We start from the raw sequence: 19,147 nt of genomic DNA on the forward strand, positions 1-19,147 counted from the left end.
TAGCATGGCACCGGCCGAACCCGGACGACCCGGGATCAGTGACCACAGAGGGGACCTGATGCGAGCGGCGAACGCCCCCGGCGACGTCCCCGGCGACGTCCCTCCCCAGGACGGCGGCACGGACGACGGCTCAGCCCTGAAACGCGTGACCGACCAGCCCACCGACCCATCCGAGACCGGCGAGGACGGCGTCGAGGACGCCGCCGCCTTCCCGGCCGACCGGCTCTCCGAGCGCGACCGCCGCATCCTGTCCTTCGAGCGGCAGTGGTGGAAGTACGCCGGAGCCAAGGAGCAGGCCATCCGCGAGCACTTCGACATGTCGGCGACACGGTACTACCAGCTCCTGAACATCCTCATCGACCGGCCCGAGGCGCTGGAGTGCGACCCGATGCTGGTCAAGCGGCTGCGCCGGCTGCGGTCGCAGCGGCAGCGGCAGCGCGCCGCGCGGCGGCTCGGCATCCGGCCCTGAGTCGACCACCATAGGTCGGCGTGAACTCTCCCCGCTCTGTGACGGCCGTCGGCGCCGACGGCCTGGACGCGATCCGTACCGACCCCTCCCGGGCCGTGCTCGGCTTCGACTTCGACGGCACCCTCGCGCCGATCGTGGACGACCCCGCCGCGGCCCGGGCCCACCCGGGGGCCGCGCCGGCGCTGGCCCGGCTGGCCCCGCGGGTGGGCGCGCTCGCGATCATCACCGGCCGGCCCGCTCGCGTGGCCGTGGAGTACGGCGGCTTCGAGGGCGTCGACGGGCTCGTCGTGCTCGGCCAGTACGGGCTGGAACGCTGGGAGTCCGGCGTGCTCACCGAGCCGGACCCGCCGCCCGGCATCGCCGAGGCGCGCGCGAAGCTGCCCGGCGTGCTGGAGGCGGCGGGCGCGCCGCCCGGGACGTTCGTCGAGGACAAGGCGCACGCGCTCGTCGTGCACACGCGGCGCTGCGCCGAGCCGCAGGTCTCGCTCGACCGGCTGCGCAGCATCATCGCGGCGCTCGCCGAGCGCACCGGGCTCGCCGTCGAGCCCGGCCGGTACGTGCTGGAGCTGCGTCCACCGGGCGTGGACAAGGGGCGGGCGCTGCGCTCGCTCGCCGACGCGTTCGCCGAGAAGCGGGGCGGCCCCCCGTCCGCGGTGCTGTTCGCCGGCGACGACCTCGGCGACCTGGCGGCGTTCGACGCGGTGGACGCGCTGCGCGCGGAGGGCGTTCCGGGCGTCGCGGTGTGCAGCGGTTCCAACGAGGTGACCGAGCTCGCCGACCGCGCCGACCTGGTCGTGGACGGTCCCGACGGGGTCGTCGAGCTGCTCGGGACGCTGCTCGACGGCTGATTCCACGTCGGAGTGACAAGTGCCGTAACCAGATTTGTCGCATCTCGCGTGACTCTTGTGGCACCCGTGGACCAGGCGTCTAATTGCGCCAAAATATGGTGGATTGCGGTATGTGTGGTCATCGGGCGGCCACGCGAGGGACACGGGAGGTTGGGACGGTGGACACGGATCCGGGCATCCCGCGCCGTCCAGGCGACATCAGGAACACGCCCCCGCGCGGTTTCCCCTCCCCGGCGGCGACCCCGGCGCAGGGCACGCCGGTGCATCCGGGAGCCTCACCGGCGGGGCCCGGCGGCGCGCCGATCCCGCCCGGCGCCCCGGCGCGTCCGATCATGCACGCCCCGGCGCCCGCCGGGCCGCCGTACGCCGGCCCCGGCGGGGCGCCTGGTACCGGCACGCCGCCGCACGCGTGGGGCCCGGTCCCCGAGCCGCGCGCGCACACGGGCCCGCAGGCCGCCGTGCCCGGTTCGCACACCGGCCCCCAAGTCGCAGTGCCGCGCGCGCAGACCGGCCCCCAGGCGGCTGTGCCGCGCCACCAGACGGGTCCGCAGGCCGCGGTGCCTGGAGCGCACACCGGCCCCCAAACGGTGGTGCCGCGTGCGCAGACCGGGCCACAGGCTGCCGTGCCGCGCCATCAGACGGGCCCGCAGGCCGCCGTGCCCGGTTCGCACACCGGCCCCCAAGCCGCGGTGCCGCGCGCGCAGACCGGCCCGCAGGCGGCTGTGCCGCGCCAGCAGACCGGTCCGCAGGGCGCCGTGCCTGGGGCGCACACCGGACCGCAGGCAGCCGTGCCTCGCCACCAGACCGGCCCGCAGCACGCCGTTCCGGGTTCGCAGACGGGGCCGCAGGGCGCCGTGCCACATGTGCGGGGCGGGGCGCAGGGGCCGGGTCGGCAGCCTGTCGCGCAGGGCGACATGGCCTGGTCCGGGGTTCCGGCGGCGCAGGACGACTTCGCGGCGCGCGACGTCCCGAGGCGCGGCGAGCCGGCCGAGGACGCGTCCGCCGCCGGTCCGATGGGCTCGCGGGAGACGAGCGGCGTCCAGGTGCGGCTCGGGTCGCGGGCTCTCGACCGGCAGGAGCGCAACCGCAAGCGCGGCGGGCGCCGCGGCGGCCTCATCGCGGGCGGTGTGCTCGTGCTGGCGGCGGCGGTCGCGGCGGGGCTGGTGCTGTTGCCGCGCTCCGGCGACGACAAGGCCGGCGGCGGCGAGGGGCCGGCGCCCAACTCGGCCGAGCAGCGGCCGACCGGCGGCCAGGGGAAGATGCCGCGCACCGGGACGCCCATCGAGGTCGGCACGGCCGACGGGTCGAAGTACCGGCTCGCGGCGGTCGGCGGCGGCGTCAGCGACGACGGCGTGGTGACGACCTTCCAGTCGTCGCCGCCGTCCGGGACGTCGTTCGCCTACATCGAGTACGTGCTGACGAACCTGACCGACCACAAGGTGCTGCTGGACTTCCCGGGCGACATCTTCCTCAAGCGCGCGCTCGTCACGAAGGCGGCGCAGGGGCGGTGCATGCCGCAGGCGGGCGTCCCGGAGGACATGTGCACGCCGCCGACGCAGAGCCAGGTCGTGCGGCGGCTCGCGGGCGGCGACCTCATCCCCGGGGACGGCGGCGACAAGTACATGTCGCCGGGCGCGTCCTACCTGGTCCGCGCGACGGTGGACGTGCCGGTCGCGCGGCGGCTGACGAAGGCGGACATGGGCCTGTACGTGTGGAAGCAGCTGTACATGGCCGACCAGCTCGCCAAGCAGGTGCCGTTCCCCAGCGGCGGAAAGTAGCCGGAGCCGCAGACACGCGAACGCCGTGACCGTCCGGGCTGTCCGGACGGTCACGGCGTCGTCGGCCGATGGCTTGCCTGGGGGCGCGCGGCCGCGGGGTTAGAGCACCCTCGGGCGCGGACCCTTGAGGGTGGCTACTCGGCCTCGGGGTCATCGGCGAGGATCCCGTAGATGCGGCGGCGGGCGTCGTTGATGACGTCCAGCGCGCGCGCCTTCTGGGCGTCGCTGCCGACTGCCATGACCTGTTTCATGGCGCCGAGGAGCTGGCCGAACGCCTCCCGCTCGCGCAGGACGTTCGCGCCCGCGGCCTCGGTGACCTCGTCCCAGGGGGCGGTGGTCTGCGCCGCCGCCTGCTCGCGGCCGGTGTCGGTGAGGGAGAACAGCCGCTTGCCGCCCTCCTCCTGGCTGGTGACCAGGCCCTCGTCCTCGAGCATCTGCAGGGTCGGGTAGACCGAGCCGGGGCTCGGCCGCCAGACGCCGCCGGTGCGCTCGTCGAGTTCCTGGATCATCTCGTAGCCGTGCATCGCCCGCTCGGCGAGCAGGGCGAGCAGCGCGGCCCGTACGTTGCCGCGGCGGGTGCGCCGGCCGCGCCCGCGGCCGTGGTGGCCGGGACCGAAACCGGGGCCGCCCGGGCCGAATCCCGGGCCGCCGGGGCCCCACGGGCCGAACGGATCGCCGCGCCGCGCGCGCCCTTCGGGTCCGCCGGGGCCGCGCCTTCTCATCGTGTGTCCATGCATCGCTGTCTCCTTAGGGTTGAGCCGATCACACGGTTGTGATCGGTTGCGATGCATTAACGATATATCGGAATCGCTCGCGATGCAACACCCGGCTCCGGCGGCGGCCCTCAGCGCAGGCGGGGCAGGAGTTCGGCGACCTTCTCGAGCTGCTCGTCGATCGCTCCGAGACCGGTCGTGCCGAGCCGCAGCACGAGATGCCGGGCGCCCGCCGCCGTGTACTCCGCGAGCCGCGCCGCGACCTCGTCGGCGCCGCCCGCGGCCACGGCCTGGATCTTCCGCACCTCGTCCAGCGGCAGCCCGTAGTTGGACGTGGCGAACCGCTCCAGCGTCCGCTGCCGGGCGCCGGGGTCGTCCTCGATGAGCACGGACGCGAAGAGAGCCGGAGTCACGGCATCGGGCGCCCGCCCGTGCTCTTCCGCGGCGTGCTGGACGTCCGCCAAGGCGGCCTTGTAGTCCGCAGGGTCGGGTGGGTAGGGGAGCCACCCGTCGTACAGGCGTCCGGTACGGGACAGAGCGGTCGGCGTGATGCCGGCCAACCAGATCGGCGGGCCGTCCTTGCGGAACGGTGACGTCATGGTGGGCAGATCGTCGAAGTGGAGCAGTTCACCGTGGAACGCCTTGCTCTCGGGCTCGTGCCACAGCTGCCGCCATAGCGCGACCGTCTCGTCCAGCCGTGCGAAGCGCTTCTCCCAGGGGACCTGGGACGCGGCGTACATCGGCTTGCCGAAACGACCCGGGAAGCCCGCACCGACCGTCACCGTAAGGCGCCCTTGTGACAGCAGGTCGATGGACGCGAGCGTCTGGGCCACCTGTACGGGACGGCGGAGCACCGGCATAAGAGCCGCCGTCCCGAGCGTGACGCGCTCCGTCACGGACGCGGCGGCGGCCAGCATGCTCAGCGCCTCTATACGCGACTCGGTGATGCCGTCGTTGACCCACAGGGAATCGAACCCGAGACGTTCGGCACGCGCGGCGAAACCGATGAGGTCGCGCGGATCCGCCCCGCCCCACTGGGCCTTGCCTATGGGGATGAGGACGCCGATACGGATGTCGTTGCTGTTCATAGGCCGCATCCTGCGAAGCCCACCGAGCGGCGGCAATTCCCCGCAGGGAATGGCGCGGACGTCGATGCCGCGGCTACAACTGCTCCTGTGAGCTTCCCTCAGGCGCTACGCGAGCGCCGCCGCCACCGCCGTCTCAGCCAGCTCGAACTCGCCTTGCGCGCCGGGACGACGCAGCGGCACGTCAGCTTCCTGGAGAGCGGCCGCTCCGAACCGGGACGGGCCATGGTCGTCCGGCTGGCGGAATCGCTCGAACTCCCGCTGCGCGACCGCAACGACCTGCTCACCGCCGCCGGCTACGCGCCCGTCTACCCGCGGACGTCCCTGGACGACGCCGCCCTCGCCCCCATCCGCACGGCGATCGAGCACGTCCTCGCCGCGCACATGCCGTACCCGGCGATCGTCATCGACCGGCACGGCGACCTCGTCACCGCCAACGCCGCGTTCGGCGTGCTCACCGAGGGCATGGCGCCGGAGCTGCTCGAACCGCCCGTCAACGCGTACCGGATCGCCCTGCACCCGGACGGCCTCGCGCCGCGCGTCGCCAACTTCGCGGACTGGGCGCGGCACGTCCTGGACGGCCTGCGCAACGCGGTCGACCGCGACCCCGACGACCGCCTCGCCGCCCTGCACGGCGAACTGACCGGGTACGTCGGCCCGCGCACCGGCCCGCCCGGCGCGCTCGGCTTCGCCGTCCCGCTGGAGCTGCGGACCCCGGACGGCGAGCTGCGGCTCATGACGACGATGACCACGTTCGCGACCGCCACCGACGTCACCGTCGCCGAGCTGCGGCTGGAGGCGTTCCTCCCGGTGGACGAGGCGTCCGCGGCGATCCTGGCGAAGCGCGCCGCCCGCCGGCCCGGTGACGGTCCGCTCGCCGCCGGGCCTTTCGCGGTCAGGGGCCGGTGACCTTCAGGTTGTCCAGGATGTCCTTGGTCGCGTTGCGGTTGTCGGTCTCCTTGACCCGGATCCACAGCCCGAACTTGCCCGCCTTGTCCTTGAGGCCGACCTCGGTGACCGACGGCGTTCCGCTCTTGCAGGCGGTGAACCGCGTGATCGTCCCGGTCAGCGCCCCGTCCGGGCTGGTGTAGTTCTCCGGCGCGCCCTTGGTGCACTGCGGGTGCACGGACGCGGTCGGCGGCGGCAGGTGGCCCGGCTGCACGTCGGTGGTCAGGCCGATGAACACGCCCGGCCCCGTCCCGTTCCCGAGGAACTGCTGCAGGTTCGGCGTCGCGCGCAGCACCGGGCGCGGCCCGGCGTCGGTCAGGTGCACGGTCGTCGGCACCCAGGTCTGCTCCTGCTGCTTCGGCCAGGTCTTCGGCACCGCCGTCTTGATCTTGCCGGACGCGTCGGCGACCGCGACGAAGTCCTTCGGCACCTTCGCCGTCTTGTCCTTGCTCTTCTTCCCGCCGCCCCCGCCCCCGCCGCCGGACAGCATGCCGAGGGTCAGCCCGACGACCAGCGCGAGCGCGAGCACCACCGCGGTGATGATCAGCGGCGTGACGAGCTTGCGGGGCGCGCCGCCGCCTCCCGTCCCGCCGGGGCCCGCCGGACGTCCCGCGCCGCCACCGCCGCCCTTGAGCTTGCCGAGCAGGCCGCCGGACTTGCCCTGCTTCTGCCCCTGGCCTCCCGGACCGGGCGGCGGCTGGAAGCCGGTGGGCGGCGGGCCGAACTGCCCTTGCCCGGGCGGCCCCATCGGCGCGCCCTGAGGCGACCCTTGGGGTGGCCCCTGGATCGGGCCCTGCGGAGCCCCCTGCTGGGGCGGGGGCTGCGTCGGGAACACGGCCGTCTTGTTGTCGCCGCCCTGCGGCCCGGCCGGGACCGGCGGTGGCGGCTGCTGCGCCGACGGGTACGACGCGGGCCCGAACGCCCTCGTCCGGTCGTCGTCGGGCGAGGTCGGCTGCTCGGCGCGCCCGTGCGGGTCGCCGCGCCCGGCCGGCTCGTCCATGATCGTCTGCTCGCCGGCGCCCGGCACCGGCACCGGGCCCGCGCCCGGGGGCAGCTGCATCTCGGAGGTGCGGACGTCGTCGTCCTGCGGCTGGTCGAGCCGCGTCCGCAGCTCCTGCGGCGCGTTCGGCTGCGGGGACGGCCCCTGGCCCGCGGCCATCGTCTGGCCCGGCCCGGGCGGCTGCACGGGCGCGGGCGGACGGTCCTGCCGCGCGCCCTCGTGGTAGAAGTCCTGGACGGTCGCGTCCGGCTCGATGCGCGGCGCGGGCGGCGCGTACGACGCCGCAGCGCCCGCGCCCGCAGCGCCCGCCCCTGACGGACCCGCCGCGGACGAACTCGGCGCGGTCGTCGGCCGCAGCGTCGACAGCGCCTCGGCGAACGCCTCCGCCGTCGGCCACCGCTTCTCCCGCTCCACCTCCAGCGCCCGCAGCACGACCTGGTCGAACGCCGGCGACAGCCCCTCGCGCAGCTCGCTCGGCGGCGACTTCACCGGCGCCGGGCCCGGGGCCCGCCCGGTCAGCATGTGGTACGTCAGCGCGCCCAGCCCGTACACGTCGGCCCGCACGTCGAGGCCGCCGCCGAACCGCGCCTGCTCCGGCGACATGTAGCCGGGGGTGCCGACCGGCAGCGTGAACGCCCCCGACGCGTGCGCCAGCGCCTTCGCCAGCCCGAGGTCGGCGATCAGCAGCTTCTCGCCGCCGTCCGGCGTCGACTGGAACAGCACGTTCGACGGCTTCAGGTCGCGGTGGATCACGCCCAGCGTGTTGATCACCTCGACGCCGTAGGCGATCTCCTCGGCCATCGCGACCGCCTCGGTGACCGGAAGTGGCCGTTCGCGCATCCGGTCCGCGAGCGTTCCGCGGTCGGCGTACGACATCACGAAGTAGGGTCGTCCGTCCGGAAGCTCCCCGATGTCGTGCACGCGCACCAGCCGCTCGGAGTCGGCGCGGCGCAGGATGCGCGCCTCCTCGAGGAAGCGATTGCGCACGTCGAGGTCGTCCAGGAGGCTCCCGGACAGGACTTTTATGGCGACCTGGGAGGCCAGCGCGTCGTCGTGCCCGAGCCACACAGAGGCGAACGCCCCGGATCCGAGGACGCGATCGATTCGGTAACGGCCGACAGTAGGTGGGAAGGACACTCCCGTATCATGCCCAACAAACGGGGTGAGTGTGCGAACGAGCATTGAGGCACGGCATGGCATTCGATGAGCGGACCGAAGAGCTGGCAGTCAAGGCCGCCCAGGGTGATCAGGCTGCCCTCAACGAGCTGCTGCGCAAGATCGAACCGGACGTGCTGCGGCACGCCGCCCGGTTCCTGCCCTGCCGGCAGGACGCCGAGGAGGCCTGCCAGGACGCGTTGCTGCAGGTCGCGCGGAACATCCACCGGTTCGAGGGGCGGTCGCGGTTCAGCACGTGGCTGCACGTGGTGGTCGCGAACTCGGCCCGCTCCACCTACCGGTCGCTGAAGCGCCGGTCGGTCGAGCAGGCCGGCGAGCTGCCGCAGCAGCGCCCCGACCCGCGCCGCACCAGCGTCATCGCGGGCTCCCGCGTCGACATCCTCGACGCCATGGAGGACCTGGAGGCCCGCAAGCCGGACCTCATCCAGGCGCTCGTGCTCCGGGACGTCTCGCAGCTGGAGTACGCGGAGATCGCCGAGCAGCTGAAGCTGCCGCTCGGCACGGTGAAGTCGCGCATCCACGAGGCCCGCAAGCAGGTGCGGCAGACGCTCGGCGAGTCCTACACCTGACCGCCGGCGCGCGCCGGCCACGGCCCGCAACCGGCCGCCGGGGCGCTCGCCACGACCGCCCGGTCGCCTCGGCTTCCGCAGGTCGGCGCCGTCAAGCATCGGTAATCGGGCGGCAACCGTGCGTTCAGTCGCCGGGTCCCGCGGCCTCCGCTCCGCCACCATGCGGTGCATGTCATCCGGCCTCGAGTCCCCGTCCGAACGCCCGATCTTCGTGTTCGGCTGCCCGCGCTCCGGGACGACGCTGCTGCGGCTCATGCTGCACTCGCATCCCCGCATCGCGCTCCCGACCGAGACGCGGTTCGTGCTCCCGGCCTATGCGGCGCGGGCACAGTTCGGTGACCTCACGGACAGCCGGAACAGGCGCGCCCTCGCCGACTGGCTGACCGCCCGGCCGGCGACCCGGTTCGGCGACCTCGGCCTGGACGCCCGCGCGGTCGCCGAGGAGATCGTCGCGGGGCCGCCGACCCTCGGGTCCGCGATCGCCGTCGTCTTCCGCGCGTACGCCCGGCTGCACGGCAAGTCGAGGTGGGGCGACAAGCGGCCGAGCTACATCCGGCACGCCGGCGCGCTGCTGCGGATGTTCCCGGACGCGCAGTTCGTCCACCTCGTCCGCGACGGCCGGGACTGCGTCGCGTCCCTCAAGGAGATGCCCTGGTACGGCCAGGACCTCAACCACGCCATCTCCGTCTGGCGCGAGGCGATCGACACCGGCCACCGGCTCGCGGCCCGTCTCGGCCCGGACGCCTTCTACGAGCTGCAGTACGAGCGGCTCGTCGCCGACCCCGGCGACGAGCTGTCCCGGCTGTGCGAGTTCCTCGGCGAGGACTACCACCCGGCGATGACCGCGCCGCAGTCCCTCGCGCAGCGCATCGTCCCGCCGCAGAAGACGTGGCACGGCCTCACCCGCGACGCCGTCACGTCCACCCGCATCGGGTCGTGGGCGCAGCGGCTGGACGCCTGGGAGATCAGCCTCGCCGAGGCCGCGTTCGGCGACCGGCTCGCCGCGTACGGCTACGAGCCCAGCGGCCTGCCCAAGCCCCCCGCCGCCCGGCTCGCCCGCTTCGCCCGGACCGCCGCGCACCGCCGCATGGCGCACAGCAAGGCCGACCTCCGCGAACGCTGGCAGCGCCGGCACGAGCCGAGCCCCGTCGACTGCCGCCTCGCGCCCATCGACGACCCCGTGGCGCGCTAGGCGGGGCGCTGCGGCCGGGCGCTGCGGCTTAGGCACTGGCGCGGGGCGCTGCGGCGGGGCGCTGCGGCGGGGCGCTGCGGCGGGGCGCTGCGGCGGGGCGCTGCAGCGCTGGGTGAGAGGTTGAGCGGGAGCGCTAGTCGAGGGCTGCGAGCTGGTCGGCGAACCAGCGCTGGGGCGGGAGCGCCGTCGCGGCGGACACGAGCCGCGCGCAGCGCTCGGCCCGCTGGTCGCGGGGCATCAGTAGACCCTGGTGCAGCGCCTCCGCGGTCTGCGAGACGTCGTACGGGTTCACCACGAGCGCGTCGTCCGACAACTCCGCCGCGGCGCCCGCCTCGCGCGACAGCACGAGCGCGCAGCCCCGCTCGGACAGGACGGGCCCCTCCTTCGCGACGAGGTTCATCCCGTCCCGGATCGGGTTCACCAGCAGCACGTCCGCGAGCCCGTACGCGGCGAGCGACCGCGGATAGTCGTCGTTGACCTGCAGGATCAGTGGCTCCCATGTCGCGGTGCCGAACTCCTCGGCGATCTGCTTGGCCATCCGCTGCACGGCAGCCGTGTACTCCCGGTACTCCGGCAGGTCGTAGCGCGATGGGTACGCGAACGCGAGGTGCACCACGCGCCCGTGCCACTCCGGATGGTTGGCGAGCATCTCCCGGTACGCGGCGAGCCCCCGCACGATGTTCTTCGACAGCTCCGTCCGGTCGATGCGGACGATGAGCTGGCGGTCGCCCACCTGCTCGCGCAGCGCGCGCGCCCGCTCCGCCACGTCTTGCTGTGCGGCGCGCTCCCGCAGCGCCGTCCCGTCGACGCCGAGGCCGTGGACGCCCACATGCGTCGTTCGCCCACCGCACGTGACGGTGCGGGCCGCGCGGTCGACGCGCGCGCCGAGCACCACTTCGCAGCAGTCGAGGAACGCCGAAGCCCAGCGTTCGGTGAGGAACCCCGCGTGGTCCGCGCCGAGGATGCCCGATAGGACCTGCGCACCGATGTCGTCCGGGAGCAGCCGGAAGTACTCCGGCGGCGCCCACGGCGTGTGCGAGAAATGCACGATCCTGAGGTCGGGACGTCGCTCCCGCAGCATCCGCGGCGCCAGCGACAGGTGGTAGTCCTGGATCGCCGCCTTCGCGCCCGGCGCCGCGTCCCGCGCCAGCGCGTCGGCGAACGCCGCGTTGTACGCCTCGTACGACTGCCAGTCGCGCCGCGCGCGCGCATCGAAGTGCGGGCTGCGCGGGGTGTCGTACAGCAGGTGGTGGACGAACCACAGCGTCGAGTTCGCGACCGCGTTGTACGCCCGGTGGAACGTCGCCGCCGGGATGTCCAGCATCCGGACCGCCGCACCGCCGGTGTCGTGCCCGGCGAGGTCGATCCGCCCGTCCGGGGCGCGCCGCGCCGCCGTCCGGTCGGCCTCGCCGAGGCTCGCGCACACCCACAGCACGTCCTGCCCGGACGCCACGCCGGCGAGGCCCGACACGAGGCCGCCGCCTCCCCGCCGCATCTCCAGCGCGCCGTCGTCGGACAGCGAGAACGACACGGGCCCGCGGTTCGACGCCACCACCACTTGGCTCATACGGGAAGGGTCTCAGTTGTGACGGGGGTGCTTCAAAGTGGCCCAGGGGGAATACTTCGGCACCGCCCGGCGGGTAGGCATCCGTACCTAAAGCGCCGTGGTTAGGGGGATTCGCGACGGGTACCCGGACGGAATGAGCCGGGCCGAGACGACCAAGACCGTCCTCGTCGCCGGGGCGGCGAACCTCATCCTCGCCATCGCCAAGCTGATCGCCGGGATGCTCGCCGGATCGAGCGCGATGCTCGCCGAGGGCGCCCACTCCGTCGCCGACACCCTCAACCAGGGCTTCCTGTTCACCTCGCTGCGCCGCAGCGCCCGCCCGCCCGACCGGCGCCACCCCTTCGGCTACGGCAACGAGCGCTACTTCTGGTCGCTGCTCGCCGCGTTCGGCATCTTCGTCGCCGGCGGCGGCTTCTCCATCTTCGAGGGCATCCTCACGATGACCGGGCACGGCGGCTCCGAAGGCGACGTGTGGCTCGCCTACGGCGTCCTCGCCCTCGGCGCGCTGCTGGAGGGCACGTCCTGGGTCCGCGCGTTCACGCAGGCGCGCCGCGAGACCCGCGAGAACGGCCGCGACATCGTCGACCACGTCCGCCGGTCGCCCGACGTCACCTTCAAGGCCGCGCTGTTCGAGGACACCGCCGCGATGATCGGCCTCGCGTTCGCCGCCGCCGGGCTCGTGCTGCGGCAGCTCACCGGCTCGCAGTTCTGGGACGGCCTCGCGTCCGTGCTGATCGGGCTGCTGCTCGTCGTCGTCGCGTTCGTGCTCGGCCGCGACAGCAAGGGCCTGATCATCGGCCGCGCCGCCGACCCCGCCGCGCAGGCCGAGATCCGCGCCGAGATCGCCGGGGCGCCCGGCGTGACCGGCGTCGACGACCTGCTCACCATGCACTTCGGCCCGGACGAGCTGCTCGTCGCCGCCCGCGTCAACTTCTCCGACGCCATCAGCGCCGACCAGGCCGAGGACGTCGCCGGCGAGATCGACCGGCGGCTCAAGGAGCGCGTCCCGATCGTCCGGCACGTCTTCCTCGACCCCACCCAGCGCGCCCCCGCCCGGCCCGCCGCCGACGAGCCCGCGTGATCAAGACCACGCCCGGGTAACGTCTCACAGGGCGGACCCACCTGTCTGCCATCCGGTCACGTCATGTAAAGTTCGCATACGAGTTCAAAGCGCTCGTTCTCTACAGCGTGCGACCTCGACAACTGAATACCGCTCATCCAGAGGGGTGGAGGGACCGGCCCTGCGAAGCCCCGGCAACCACCCGGCTATGGCGCGCTCGCGATCCTGCGAGGCCGGCCGGGAGATGGTGCCAACTCCGGCCTGCGACCAAGGTGGCGCAGGGAAGATGGGGAGAAAGGCCTCGCCCTCATGGCATTCACGCCTGCCACGGACCTCGGACCCGCTACCGCCCTCGTCTGCCGCGAATGCGGCTCCAAGCGCGATCTCGGCCCCTTCTACGCGTGCGAGGAGTGTTTCGGCCCGCTGGAGATCGCCTACGACTTCGGCGGGATCACCCGGGCCGACATCGAGTCCGGTCCGCGCAACATCTGGCGCTACCGCGGGCTGCTGCCCGTCCCGTCGACCGTCGCCGACACCCCCAACACCGAGCCCGGCCTGACCCGGCTCGTCCGCGCCGACAACCTCGCCGAGAGCCTCGGCCTGCAGCGGCTGTGGGTGAAGGACGACAGCGGCAACCCGACCCACTCGTTCAAGGACCGCGTCGTCGCGGTCGCGCTCGCCGCCGCCCGCGAACTCGGCTTCAAGGTGCTGGCCTGCCCGTCCACCGGCAACCTCGCCAACGCGGTCGCCGCCGCGGCGGCCCGCGCCGGGATCCGCAGCGCCGTGTTCGTCCCGTCGAACCTCGAGTCCCAGAAGATCATCACGACGGCCGTGTACGGCGGGACGTTCGTCACCGTCGACGGCAACTACGACGACGTGAACCGGCTCGCGTCCGAGATCGCCGGCGAGCAGGACGACTGGGCGTTCGTCAACGTCAACGTCCGCCCGTACTACGCCGAGGGCTCCAAGACGCTCGGCTACGAGATCGCCGAGCAGCTCGGCTGGCGGCTGCCCGACCAGATCGTGGTGCCGGTCGCGTCCGGCTCCCAGCTCACCAAGATCGACAAGGCGTTCCAGGAGCTGATCAAGCTCGGCCTCGTCGAGGACAAGCCGTACCGGGTGTTCGGCGCGCAGGCCGCCGGCTGCGACCCCGTCTCCGCCGCGTTCAAGGCGGGCCACGACGTCGTCCGGCCGGTCAAGCCCGACACCATCGCCAAGTCCCTGGCGATCGGCAACCCCGCCGACGGCCCCTACGTCCTCGACGTGACGCGCCGCACCGGCGGCGCCGTCGAGGACGTCACCGACGAGCAGGTCGTCGACGGCATCCGGCTGCTCGCCCGCACCGAGGGCATCTTCGGCGAGACCGCCGGCGGCGTCACCGTCGGCTGCCTGCGCAAGCTCGTCGAGGCGGGCACCCTCGACCCGTCCGCCGAGACCGTGATCATCAACTCCGGTGACGGGCTGAAGACCCTCGACGCCGTCGCGCCCGTCGCCAAGCCCAGTGCGAACATCGCGCCGACGCTGGAGGCGTTCCGCGCCGCCGGCCTCGCCTGAGAACAAGAAGGAGCCAGCAGATGAGCAGCGTGTCCGTCCGCATCCCGACGATCCTGCGGACCTACACCGGCGGCGAGGCCGAAGTGAAGGCCGAGGGCGACACCCTGCGCGCCGTGGTCGCCGACCTGGAGGCCAGCTACACCGGCATCGCGGCCCGCATCCTCGACGACGCCGGCAAGATCCGCCGGTTCGTGAACGTCTACGTCGGCGACGAGGACGTCCGGTTCGCCGAGGGCCTGGACACCGCGACCCCCGCGGGCACCCAGATCTCGATCATCCCCGCCGTCGCCGGCGGCTGACCGCCACCGGCCATCCCGCCCCCGCCCCCGGGGCACCGCCGTACCCGCCGGGTAGGGTCGACTCCGATCATGCCGAGTCGACCCCGCCGCGGCCCAGCGCCGTGACGACGCGGCTGGTCCGGGTTCCCGCGGTGGCAGGGGCGGGGGCCGGGCACGCTCGGACGGCGGGGCTGGGAATGGCGCAGGGCACGGTCAAGTGGTTCAACGCCGACAAGGGGTACGGCTTCATCGCGGTCGACGGGGGCCGTGACGTCTTCGTCCACCATTCGGCGATCCAGATGGACGGCTATCGCACCCTCGAGCAGGGCCAGCGCGTCGAGTTCGAGATCACCCAGAGCGACCGCGGCCCCCAGGCCGACGCCGTCCGCCCGCTCTGACCCGTCCCCGCCTGTTCGCGCCGGGGGCACGGGGATACGATCAAGGTCCGGCTTTCGGTACCCGGACCGCTGTCCCGCCCCAGTGATCCATGACGCAGGGGTGAGGCTCATGGAACAGTCGATGACGTGGCAGGGCGGACCCGGTGTTCCGTCCACGACCTGGCGCGGCGGGGCCAACGTCCCGTCCATGGCGTTCGGGCGGTTGAACGCCACCTGGCCATTGGCCTCGCTGAGGCTGAGCCATTCCGGAATCGTCCTGGCCGCCGTTCGCAATCGGTTCCACCTGACCCCGGCCGACGTGGTGGCCGCCTTTTCCCTGCTCGGCCTCGCTGCTCAGCAGAGGGATCGGCATCGAAACCCGCGACGGTCAGGTCCTGGTCTTCTGGACCTCCGAGGCCTCCGCCATCCTTCCCGCGCTGCAGGCCGCGGGCTTCCCGGTCTCGCCCGCACCGCGCAACGCCTTCCGGGAGATCCGCGCCGCTCGCCGACGCCTCGCCCCGACCGCCTCGGCGAGAAGCCAATTCGCCTTGCGCGGGGTCCTCGTCCTGGCCGGGCTCCTGTGCCTCGTGCTCCTGAAGCCGATCCTGCTGCCGGACTACCCCTGGCCCATGCTCGCTATCGCCCTGCTGTCCTTCGCGGCCCTCAACGGTCTGCTCTACCTGCGACGGAAGTGACCCCACCCTCCCCTCTACAACGCACTTCACCCAAGGCCGAGCTTTTCGTGAACAGTGGGGCACGGACCGGCACAGCACGGCGCAACACCACATGTCCGACAGATCGCCCGAGTATCGCGCCGCAGGTCAGAGCCGCTCCGGGCGTCCCGGCGCAGACGAGTGCCGCGAGGCTGTGCGGCGCTTGCACTCGGCAGGGTAGAGTGCTAAAAAACGGTTGGCACTCTACTGTGGAGAGTGACAGCTTCACAGTCTGGGTCGGGGCGACGAGGCCCCAGTCCGGTGGCGGAATGGCAGCCGCCGGGCGCGGGGCCGTCCGTCGCGGGCGTCGGCTCGATCCTTTAAGCCACCTTGTTCCGGGAGGACTAGGAGCCTATGGCTGCAAAGATGATCGCGTTCGACGAGGAGGCCCGGCGCGGCCTCGAGCGCGGCATGAACCAGCTCGCCGACGCCGTGAAGGTGACCCTCGGTCCCAAGGGCCGCAACGTCGTGCTGGAGAAGAAGTGGGGCGCCCCCACGATCACCAACGACGGTGTGTCGATCGCCAAGGAGATCGAGCTCGAGGACGCCTGGGAGAAGATCGGCGCCGAGCTCGTCAAGGAAGTGGCGAAGAAGACCGACGACGTAGCCGGTGACGGCACGACGACGGCGACCGTCCTGGCCCAGGCGCTGGTCCGCGAGGGCCTGCGCAACGTGGCCGCCGGCGCCAACCCGATGTCGCTGAAGCGCGGCATCGAGGCCGCGGTCGAGCGGGTCAGCGAGGAGCTGTCCAAGCTGGCCAAGGACGTGGAGACCAAGGAGCAGATCGCCTCCACGGCGTCCATCTCCGCGGGCGACCCGCAGATCGGCGAGATGATCGCCGAGGCGATGGACAAGGTCGGCAAGGAAGGCGTCATCACGGTCGAGGAGAGCCAGACCTTCGGTCTGGAGCTCGAGCTGACCGAGGGCATGCGCTTCGACAAGGGCTACATCTCGCACTACTTCGTGACCGACCCCGAGCGGATGGAGGCGGTCCTCGAGGACCCGTACATCCTGATCGTTCAGGGCAAGGCGTCGGCCAACAAGGACCTGCTGCCCGTCCTCGAGGGCGTCATGCAGTCCGGCAAGCCGCTGCTGATCATCGCGGAGGACGTCGAGGGCGAGGCCCTGGCGACCCTGGTCGTCAACAAGATCCGCGGCATCTTCAAGTCCGTGGCCGTGAAGGCCCCGGGCTTCGGCGACCGCCGCAAGGCCATGCTCGGCGACATCGCCACGCTGACCGGCGGCCAGGTCATCAGCGAGGACGTGGGTCTCAAGCTGGAGAACACCACGACCGACATGCTGGGCCGCGCCCGCAAGGTCGTCATCACCAAGGACGAGACCACCATCGTGGACGGCGCCGGTGACGCCAACGAGATCGCGGGCCGGGTCAACCAGATCCGCACCGAGATCGACAACACCGACTCCGACTACGACCGCGAGAAGCTCCAGGAGCGCCTGGCCAAGCTCGCGGGCGGTGTCGCGGTCATCAAGGCCGGCGCCGCGACGGAGGTCGAGCTCAAGGAGCGCAAGCACCGCATCGAGGACGCCGTCCGCAACGCGAAGGCCGCGGTCGAGGAGGGCATCGTCCCCGGCGGTGGCGTCGCGCTGCTGCAGGCCGGCACCAAGGCGTTCGACAAGCTGGAGCTCGCGGGCGACGAGGCCACCGGTGCCAACATCGTCAAGCGCGCTCTGGAGGAGCCGCTGAAGCAGATCGCCGTGAACGCCGGCCTCGAGGGCGGCGTCGTGGTGGAGCGGGTCCGCAACCTGACCCCGGGTGAGGGCCTGAACGCCGCGAGCGGCGAGTACGTCAACATGTTCGAGTCGGGCATCCTCGACCCGGCCAAGGTGACCCGGTCCGCGCTGCAGAACGCCTCGTCGATCGCCGCGCTGTTCCTGACCACCGAGGCCGTCATCGCCGAGAAGCCCGAGAAGAACCCGGCCCCGGCGGGCGGCATGCCCGACGCCGGCGGCATGGACTTCTGATCGAGCCCATGACCCGGACGATCGGGTCCGGCCGGCCGTGACGGCGGCCTCCGATCGTGTGGTGACGCGAGGGGCGGTTCCTTCGGGAACCGCCCCTTTGGCGTGTCCGGGGGTGTGCGCGTGGACGCGGCCCGTCCGGGAACGCGGGCGCCGGCGCGGCCGTTCGAACAGCGGGGGCGCGGTCTCCCGATCGCCAGGAGATGCTTTCCGCGCGGAGCCGATCGGAGGACGGGCGTGCAGGTGAGCGGCGACGCCGGCGATGCCCGCCCGCGCGGCCGGTCCGGAACGGCTTCCCCTCGGCGGCCGGTGTTGGCAGGATCGCCGCTTGGACGGCGCGTCCCGCGCGCCGGCCGACGGACTCGGCGGACGGCCCGCGTGAGCGGCCGATGAGGCAGGAGAACGCGTGAGCGAAGTGTTCAGCTCCCCGGTGCTCAAGGTGGAACAGCCGCGCAGAGGCCCGTTCGCCAAGTCGAGGTACCGGGTCCTCGACGGCGACGGCACCGTCCTGGCCGTCGCCGGCGAGACGGGCGAGAAGGGACGCGCGGAGACGCTGCGGACGCTCTTCCCCGGCAAGTCCAATCTCGACGCCCACGTGGTGCTGCTCACCACGCCCGGCGGCGAACCGCTCTACGTCGTGGACAAGCGGCGGGGACGGGAGCTGACGGAGGTGCACGACTCCAAGGGCGAGCTCTTCGGCTCGTTCGTCACCGAGCGCGTCGGCCGCCGGTACGTCCTCAGGGACGCGGAGGGCGGGAGGCTCGGCACGATCGCCGTGGACCTGCCCCGCAACAACTTCGAGGTGATGGACACCGACGGCGGCAAGGTCGCGCACGTCCGCAAGAAATGGGCGGGCCTCGCCACCCACCTGCTGACCACGGCGGACAAGTACGACGTCGAGATCTTCGACCCGGTCCGGGAGCCGCTGCGCACCATGGCGGTGATGACGGCGATCGTCATGGACCTGAACCTGCACGAGTCGAAGGACATCACCTGACCGCTGCCGCCGGTCCCGCTCTCGCGCGCGGAGACGTGGCGGCGGCGGTTCTGGGCCAGGCCGGCCTCATCGCCGGCGGCTGGCCCCTGCGAGATCGGCGGACGATCCCGGCCCGTCGAAGCCATCTCGCAGGACGTCGGCAAAGAAATTTTCGGCCGGACGGAAGATGTGGAATGCCCCTTTCGAAGCGGGCCTTCCGGGACAAACCTCAAGGTCAGAGCGGCGCGGTCGAGGGCGCCCGCGCCGGAGACGTCCGAACCGTCCGCAGCGGAGGCCGCGAGCCGGTTTGACGACGGCGTCCGGTGGGCATACTGTTCACTTCGCCCCACAGGGGAGCGGGACGCCGGAAGGCGGCCGGCCCGATGGGGAAACCACCACTCAGCAGCCGACGCGGCTTCGCCGTGTCAGCCGTGCCGTGATGGCGTCGGTAAGGCCCGATTTTGCAAAACGGGCCGGATCTGATGAAATGGCAACACCGCCCGGAAGGGACGCGCAAGCGGACCGGAAAGGCAATCGGAAAAGCCCGGAAATTGACACTCCGAGCGGATCTGATAAAGTAAGAACAGTCGCCCCGGGGCGGGAAACGCGAAAGCGGATCCAGCACGGTGGGTGTCCGTTTCTTGAGAACTCAACAGCGTGTTAAAAGCCAGTGCCTTTATCGACTCGGCCGGTTTCGGTCGGGTCGCCCCGTGGCCATCTCTTCGGAGGTGGTGGGGATTTCTTTGAGGCAAAGCGATCTTTGATCGCGTTGCTGGGATTTTCTTCTGAGGTTTGGCTGCTTCGGGGTTCGCCCCCTGGGGTGGTCGTTTGGACCTTGATGGAGAGTTTGATCCTGGCTCAGGA

General features: G+C 72.4%; 17 protein-coding genes and 1 riboswitch. Of the genes, 13 read left to right on the forward strand and 4 right to left on the reverse strand.

What is annotated here, in order from left to right; all coding sequences use genetic code 11:
* Positions 1-145 precede the first annotated feature (145 nt).
* The 3 genes from AB0C78_RS03195 to AB0C78_RS03205 all read left to right on the forward strand — a co-directional run bounded on the left by AB0C78_RS03195 (position 146) and on the right by AB0C78_RS03205 (position 3,095).
* Complete coding sequence (locus tag AB0C78_RS03195) at positions 146-469, forward strand: DUF3263 domain-containing protein (protein ID WP_360741109.1); 324 nt, start codon at positions 146-148, stop codon at positions 467-469.
* A gap of 20 nt (positions 470-489) precedes the next feature.
* The gene (gene otsB, locus AB0C78_RS03200; RefSeq protein ID WP_360741074.1) at positions 490-1,317 is read left to right on the forward strand and encodes a trehalose-phosphatase; all 828 of its coding nucleotides are present in this window, start codon (positions 490-492) and stop codon (positions 1,315-1,317) included.
* Between the two features lie 914 nt (positions 1,318-2,231).
* Positions 2,232-3,095, forward strand: coding sequence for a hypothetical protein (locus AB0C78_RS03205; protein ID WP_360741076.1), 864 nt, complete (start codon positions 2,232-2,234; stop codon positions 3,093-3,095).
* Positions 3,096-3,229: 134 nt separating this feature from the next.
* Here AB0C78_RS03205 and AB0C78_RS03210 read toward each other — a convergent pair whose 3' ends face one another.
* Both AB0C78_RS03210 and AB0C78_RS03215 read right to left on the reverse strand, forming a co-directional pair.
* Positions 3,230-3,832, reverse strand: a complete 603-nt coding sequence (locus AB0C78_RS03210) for a PadR family transcriptional regulator (protein ID WP_151545329.1) — start codon at positions 3,830-3,832, stop codon at positions 3,230-3,232.
* Between the two features lie 107 nt (positions 3,833-3,939).
* Positions 3,940-4,896, reverse strand: coding sequence for an LLM class flavin-dependent oxidoreductase (locus AB0C78_RS03215; RefSeq protein WP_360741078.1), 957 nt, complete (start codon positions 4,894-4,896; stop codon positions 3,940-3,942).
* A gap of 87 nt (positions 4,897-4,983) precedes the next feature.
* On the opposite strand from AB0C78_RS03215, the gene AB0C78_RS03220 reads away from it, so the two are divergent.
* Complete coding sequence (locus AB0C78_RS03220) at positions 4,984-5,802, forward strand: helix-turn-helix transcriptional regulator (RefSeq protein ID WP_360741080.1); 819 nt, start codon at positions 4,984-4,986, stop codon at positions 5,800-5,802.
* On the opposite strand, the gene AB0C78_RS03225 is transcribed toward AB0C78_RS03220, so the two are convergent.
* Entirely contained in the window at positions 5,789-8,023 is a 2,235-nt protein-coding gene (locus AB0C78_RS03225) for a serine/threonine-protein kinase (protein ID WP_360741082.1), read from the reverse strand. The genes AB0C78_RS03220 and AB0C78_RS03225 overlap by 14 nt on opposite strands.
* Positions 8,024-8,034: 11 nt before the next feature.
* Here AB0C78_RS03225 and AB0C78_RS03230 point away from each other — a divergent pair, with 11 nt between their 5' ends.
* Complete coding sequence (locus AB0C78_RS03230) at positions 8,035-8,586, forward strand: RNA polymerase sigma factor (RefSeq protein ID WP_151545333.1); 552 nt, start codon at positions 8,035-8,037, stop codon at positions 8,584-8,586.
* A 169-nt stretch (positions 8,587-8,755) separates the two neighbouring features.
* Positions 8,756-9,778 carry a sulfotransferase gene (locus tag AB0C78_RS03235; RefSeq protein ID WP_360741085.1) on the forward strand — a complete coding sequence of 341 codons (1,023 nt, stop codon included), beginning with the start codon at positions 8,756-8,758 and terminating at the stop codon, positions 9,776-9,778.
* Between the two features lie 133 nt (positions 9,779-9,911).
* Here the strand turns inward: AB0C78_RS03235 and AB0C78_RS03240 are convergent, their stop codons facing one another.
* Positions 9,912-11,345, reverse strand: a complete 1,434-nt coding sequence (locus AB0C78_RS03240; RefSeq protein ID WP_360741087.1) for a trehalose-6-phosphate synthase — start codon at positions 11,343-11,345, stop codon at positions 9,912-9,914.
* Between the two features lie 133 nt (positions 11,346-11,478).
* Between AB0C78_RS03240 and AB0C78_RS03245 the strand changes: the two genes are divergently transcribed.
* The 7 genes from AB0C78_RS03245 to AB0C78_RS03275 all read left to right on the forward strand — a co-directional run bounded on the left by AB0C78_RS03245 (position 11,479) and on the right by AB0C78_RS03275 (position 18,304).
* The gene (locus AB0C78_RS03245; RefSeq protein WP_360741089.1) at positions 11,479-12,426 is read left to right on the forward strand and encodes a cation diffusion facilitator family transporter; all 948 of its coding nucleotides are present in this window, start codon (positions 11,479-11,481) and stop codon (positions 12,424-12,426) included.
* Between the two features lie 130 nt (positions 12,427-12,556).
* Positions 12,557-12,698: riboswitch (SAM riboswitch) on the forward strand.
* Between the two features lie 16 nt (positions 12,699-12,714).
* On the forward strand, positions 12,715-13,959 hold the full coding sequence (thrC, locus tag AB0C78_RS03250; RefSeq protein WP_360741091.1) for a threonine synthase: 1,245 nt from the start codon (positions 12,715-12,717) through the stop codon (positions 13,957-13,959).
* Between the two features lie 20 nt (positions 13,960-13,979).
* Positions 13,980-14,258 carry a MoaD/ThiS family protein gene (locus AB0C78_RS03255; protein WP_151545338.1) on the forward strand — a complete coding sequence of 93 codons (279 nt, stop codon included), beginning with the start codon at positions 13,980-13,982 and terminating at the stop codon, positions 14,256-14,258.
* A 176-nt stretch (positions 14,259-14,434) separates the two neighbouring features.
* Complete coding sequence (locus AB0C78_RS03260; protein WP_151545339.1) at positions 14,435-14,635, forward strand: cold-shock protein; 201 nt, start codon at positions 14,435-14,437, stop codon at positions 14,633-14,635.
* Between the two features lie 527 nt (positions 14,636-15,162).
* Positions 15,163-15,309 (forward strand): hypothetical protein, encoded by a 147-nt coding sequence (locus AB0C78_RS03265; RefSeq protein WP_360741094.1) that lies wholly within the window; start codon positions 15,163-15,165, stop codon positions 15,307-15,309.
* Between the two features lie 372 nt (positions 15,310-15,681).
* A complete protein-coding gene (groL, locus tag AB0C78_RS03270; RefSeq protein ID WP_151545341.1) occupies positions 15,682-17,310 on the forward strand; it encodes a chaperonin GroEL in 1,629 nt (542 codons plus the stop codon).
* Between the two features lie 403 nt (positions 17,311-17,713).
* The gene (locus AB0C78_RS03275; protein WP_360741097.1) at positions 17,714-18,304 is read left to right on the forward strand and encodes a phospholipid scramblase-related protein; all 591 of its coding nucleotides are present in this window, start codon (positions 17,714-17,716) and stop codon (positions 18,302-18,304) included.
* The last annotated feature ends 843 nt before the right edge of the window (positions 18,305-19,147 follow it).

Source organism: Actinomadura sp. NPDC048394, from assembly GCF_040651755.1.
Lineage (GTDB): Bacteria > Actinomycetota > Actinomycetes > Streptosporangiales > Streptosporangiaceae > Spirillospora > Spirillospora montaniterrae.

Excerpts from the sequence above, each read along its gene's own strand:
- AB0C78_RS03245 (WP_360741089.1), top strand. The coding sequence starts at position 11,479 with ATGAGCCGGGCCGAGACGACCAAGACCGTCCTCGTCGCCGGGGCGGCG.
- AB0C78_RS03235 (WP_360741085.1), top strand. The coding sequence starts at position 8,756 with ATGTCATCCGGCCTCGAGTCCCCGTCCGAACGCCCGATCTTCGTGTTC.
- AB0C78_RS03240 (WP_360741087.1), bottom strand. The coding sequence starts at position 11,345 with ATGAGCCAAGTGGTGGTGGCGTCGAACCGCGGGCCCGTGTCGTTCTCG.
- groL (WP_151545341.1), top strand. The coding sequence starts at position 15,682 with ATGGCTGCAAAGATGATCGCGTTCGACGAGGAGGCCCGGCGCGGCCTC.
- AB0C78_RS03230 (WP_151545333.1), top strand. The coding sequence starts at position 8,035 with ATGGCATTCGATGAGCGGACCGAAGAGCTGGCAGTCAAGGCCGCCCAG.
- AB0C78_RS03260 (WP_151545339.1), top strand. The coding sequence starts at position 14,435 with ATGGCGCAGGGCACGGTCAAGTGGTTCAACGCCGACAAGGGGTACGGC.
- AB0C78_RS03210 (WP_151545329.1), bottom strand. The coding sequence starts at position 3,832 with ATGCATGGACACACGATGAGAAGGCGCGGCCCCGGCGGACCCGAAGGG.
- AB0C78_RS03225 (WP_360741082.1), bottom strand. The coding sequence starts at position 8,023 with ATGCTCGTTCGCACACTCACCCCGTTTGTTGGGCATGATACGGGAGTG.
- AB0C78_RS03205 (WP_360741076.1), top strand. The coding sequence starts at position 2,232 with ATGGCCTGGTCCGGGGTTCCGGCGGCGCAGGACGACTTCGCGGCGCGC.
- AB0C78_RS03255 (WP_151545338.1), top strand. The coding sequence starts at position 13,980 with ATGAGCAGCGTGTCCGTCCGCATCCCGACGATCCTGCGGACCTACACC.
- AB0C78_RS03215 (WP_360741078.1), bottom strand. The coding sequence starts at position 4,896 with ATGAACAGCAACGACATCCGTATCGGCGTCCTCATCCCCATAGGCAAG.
- thrC (WP_360741091.1), top strand. The coding sequence starts at position 12,715 with ATGGCATTCACGCCTGCCACGGACCTCGGACCCGCTACCGCCCTCGTC.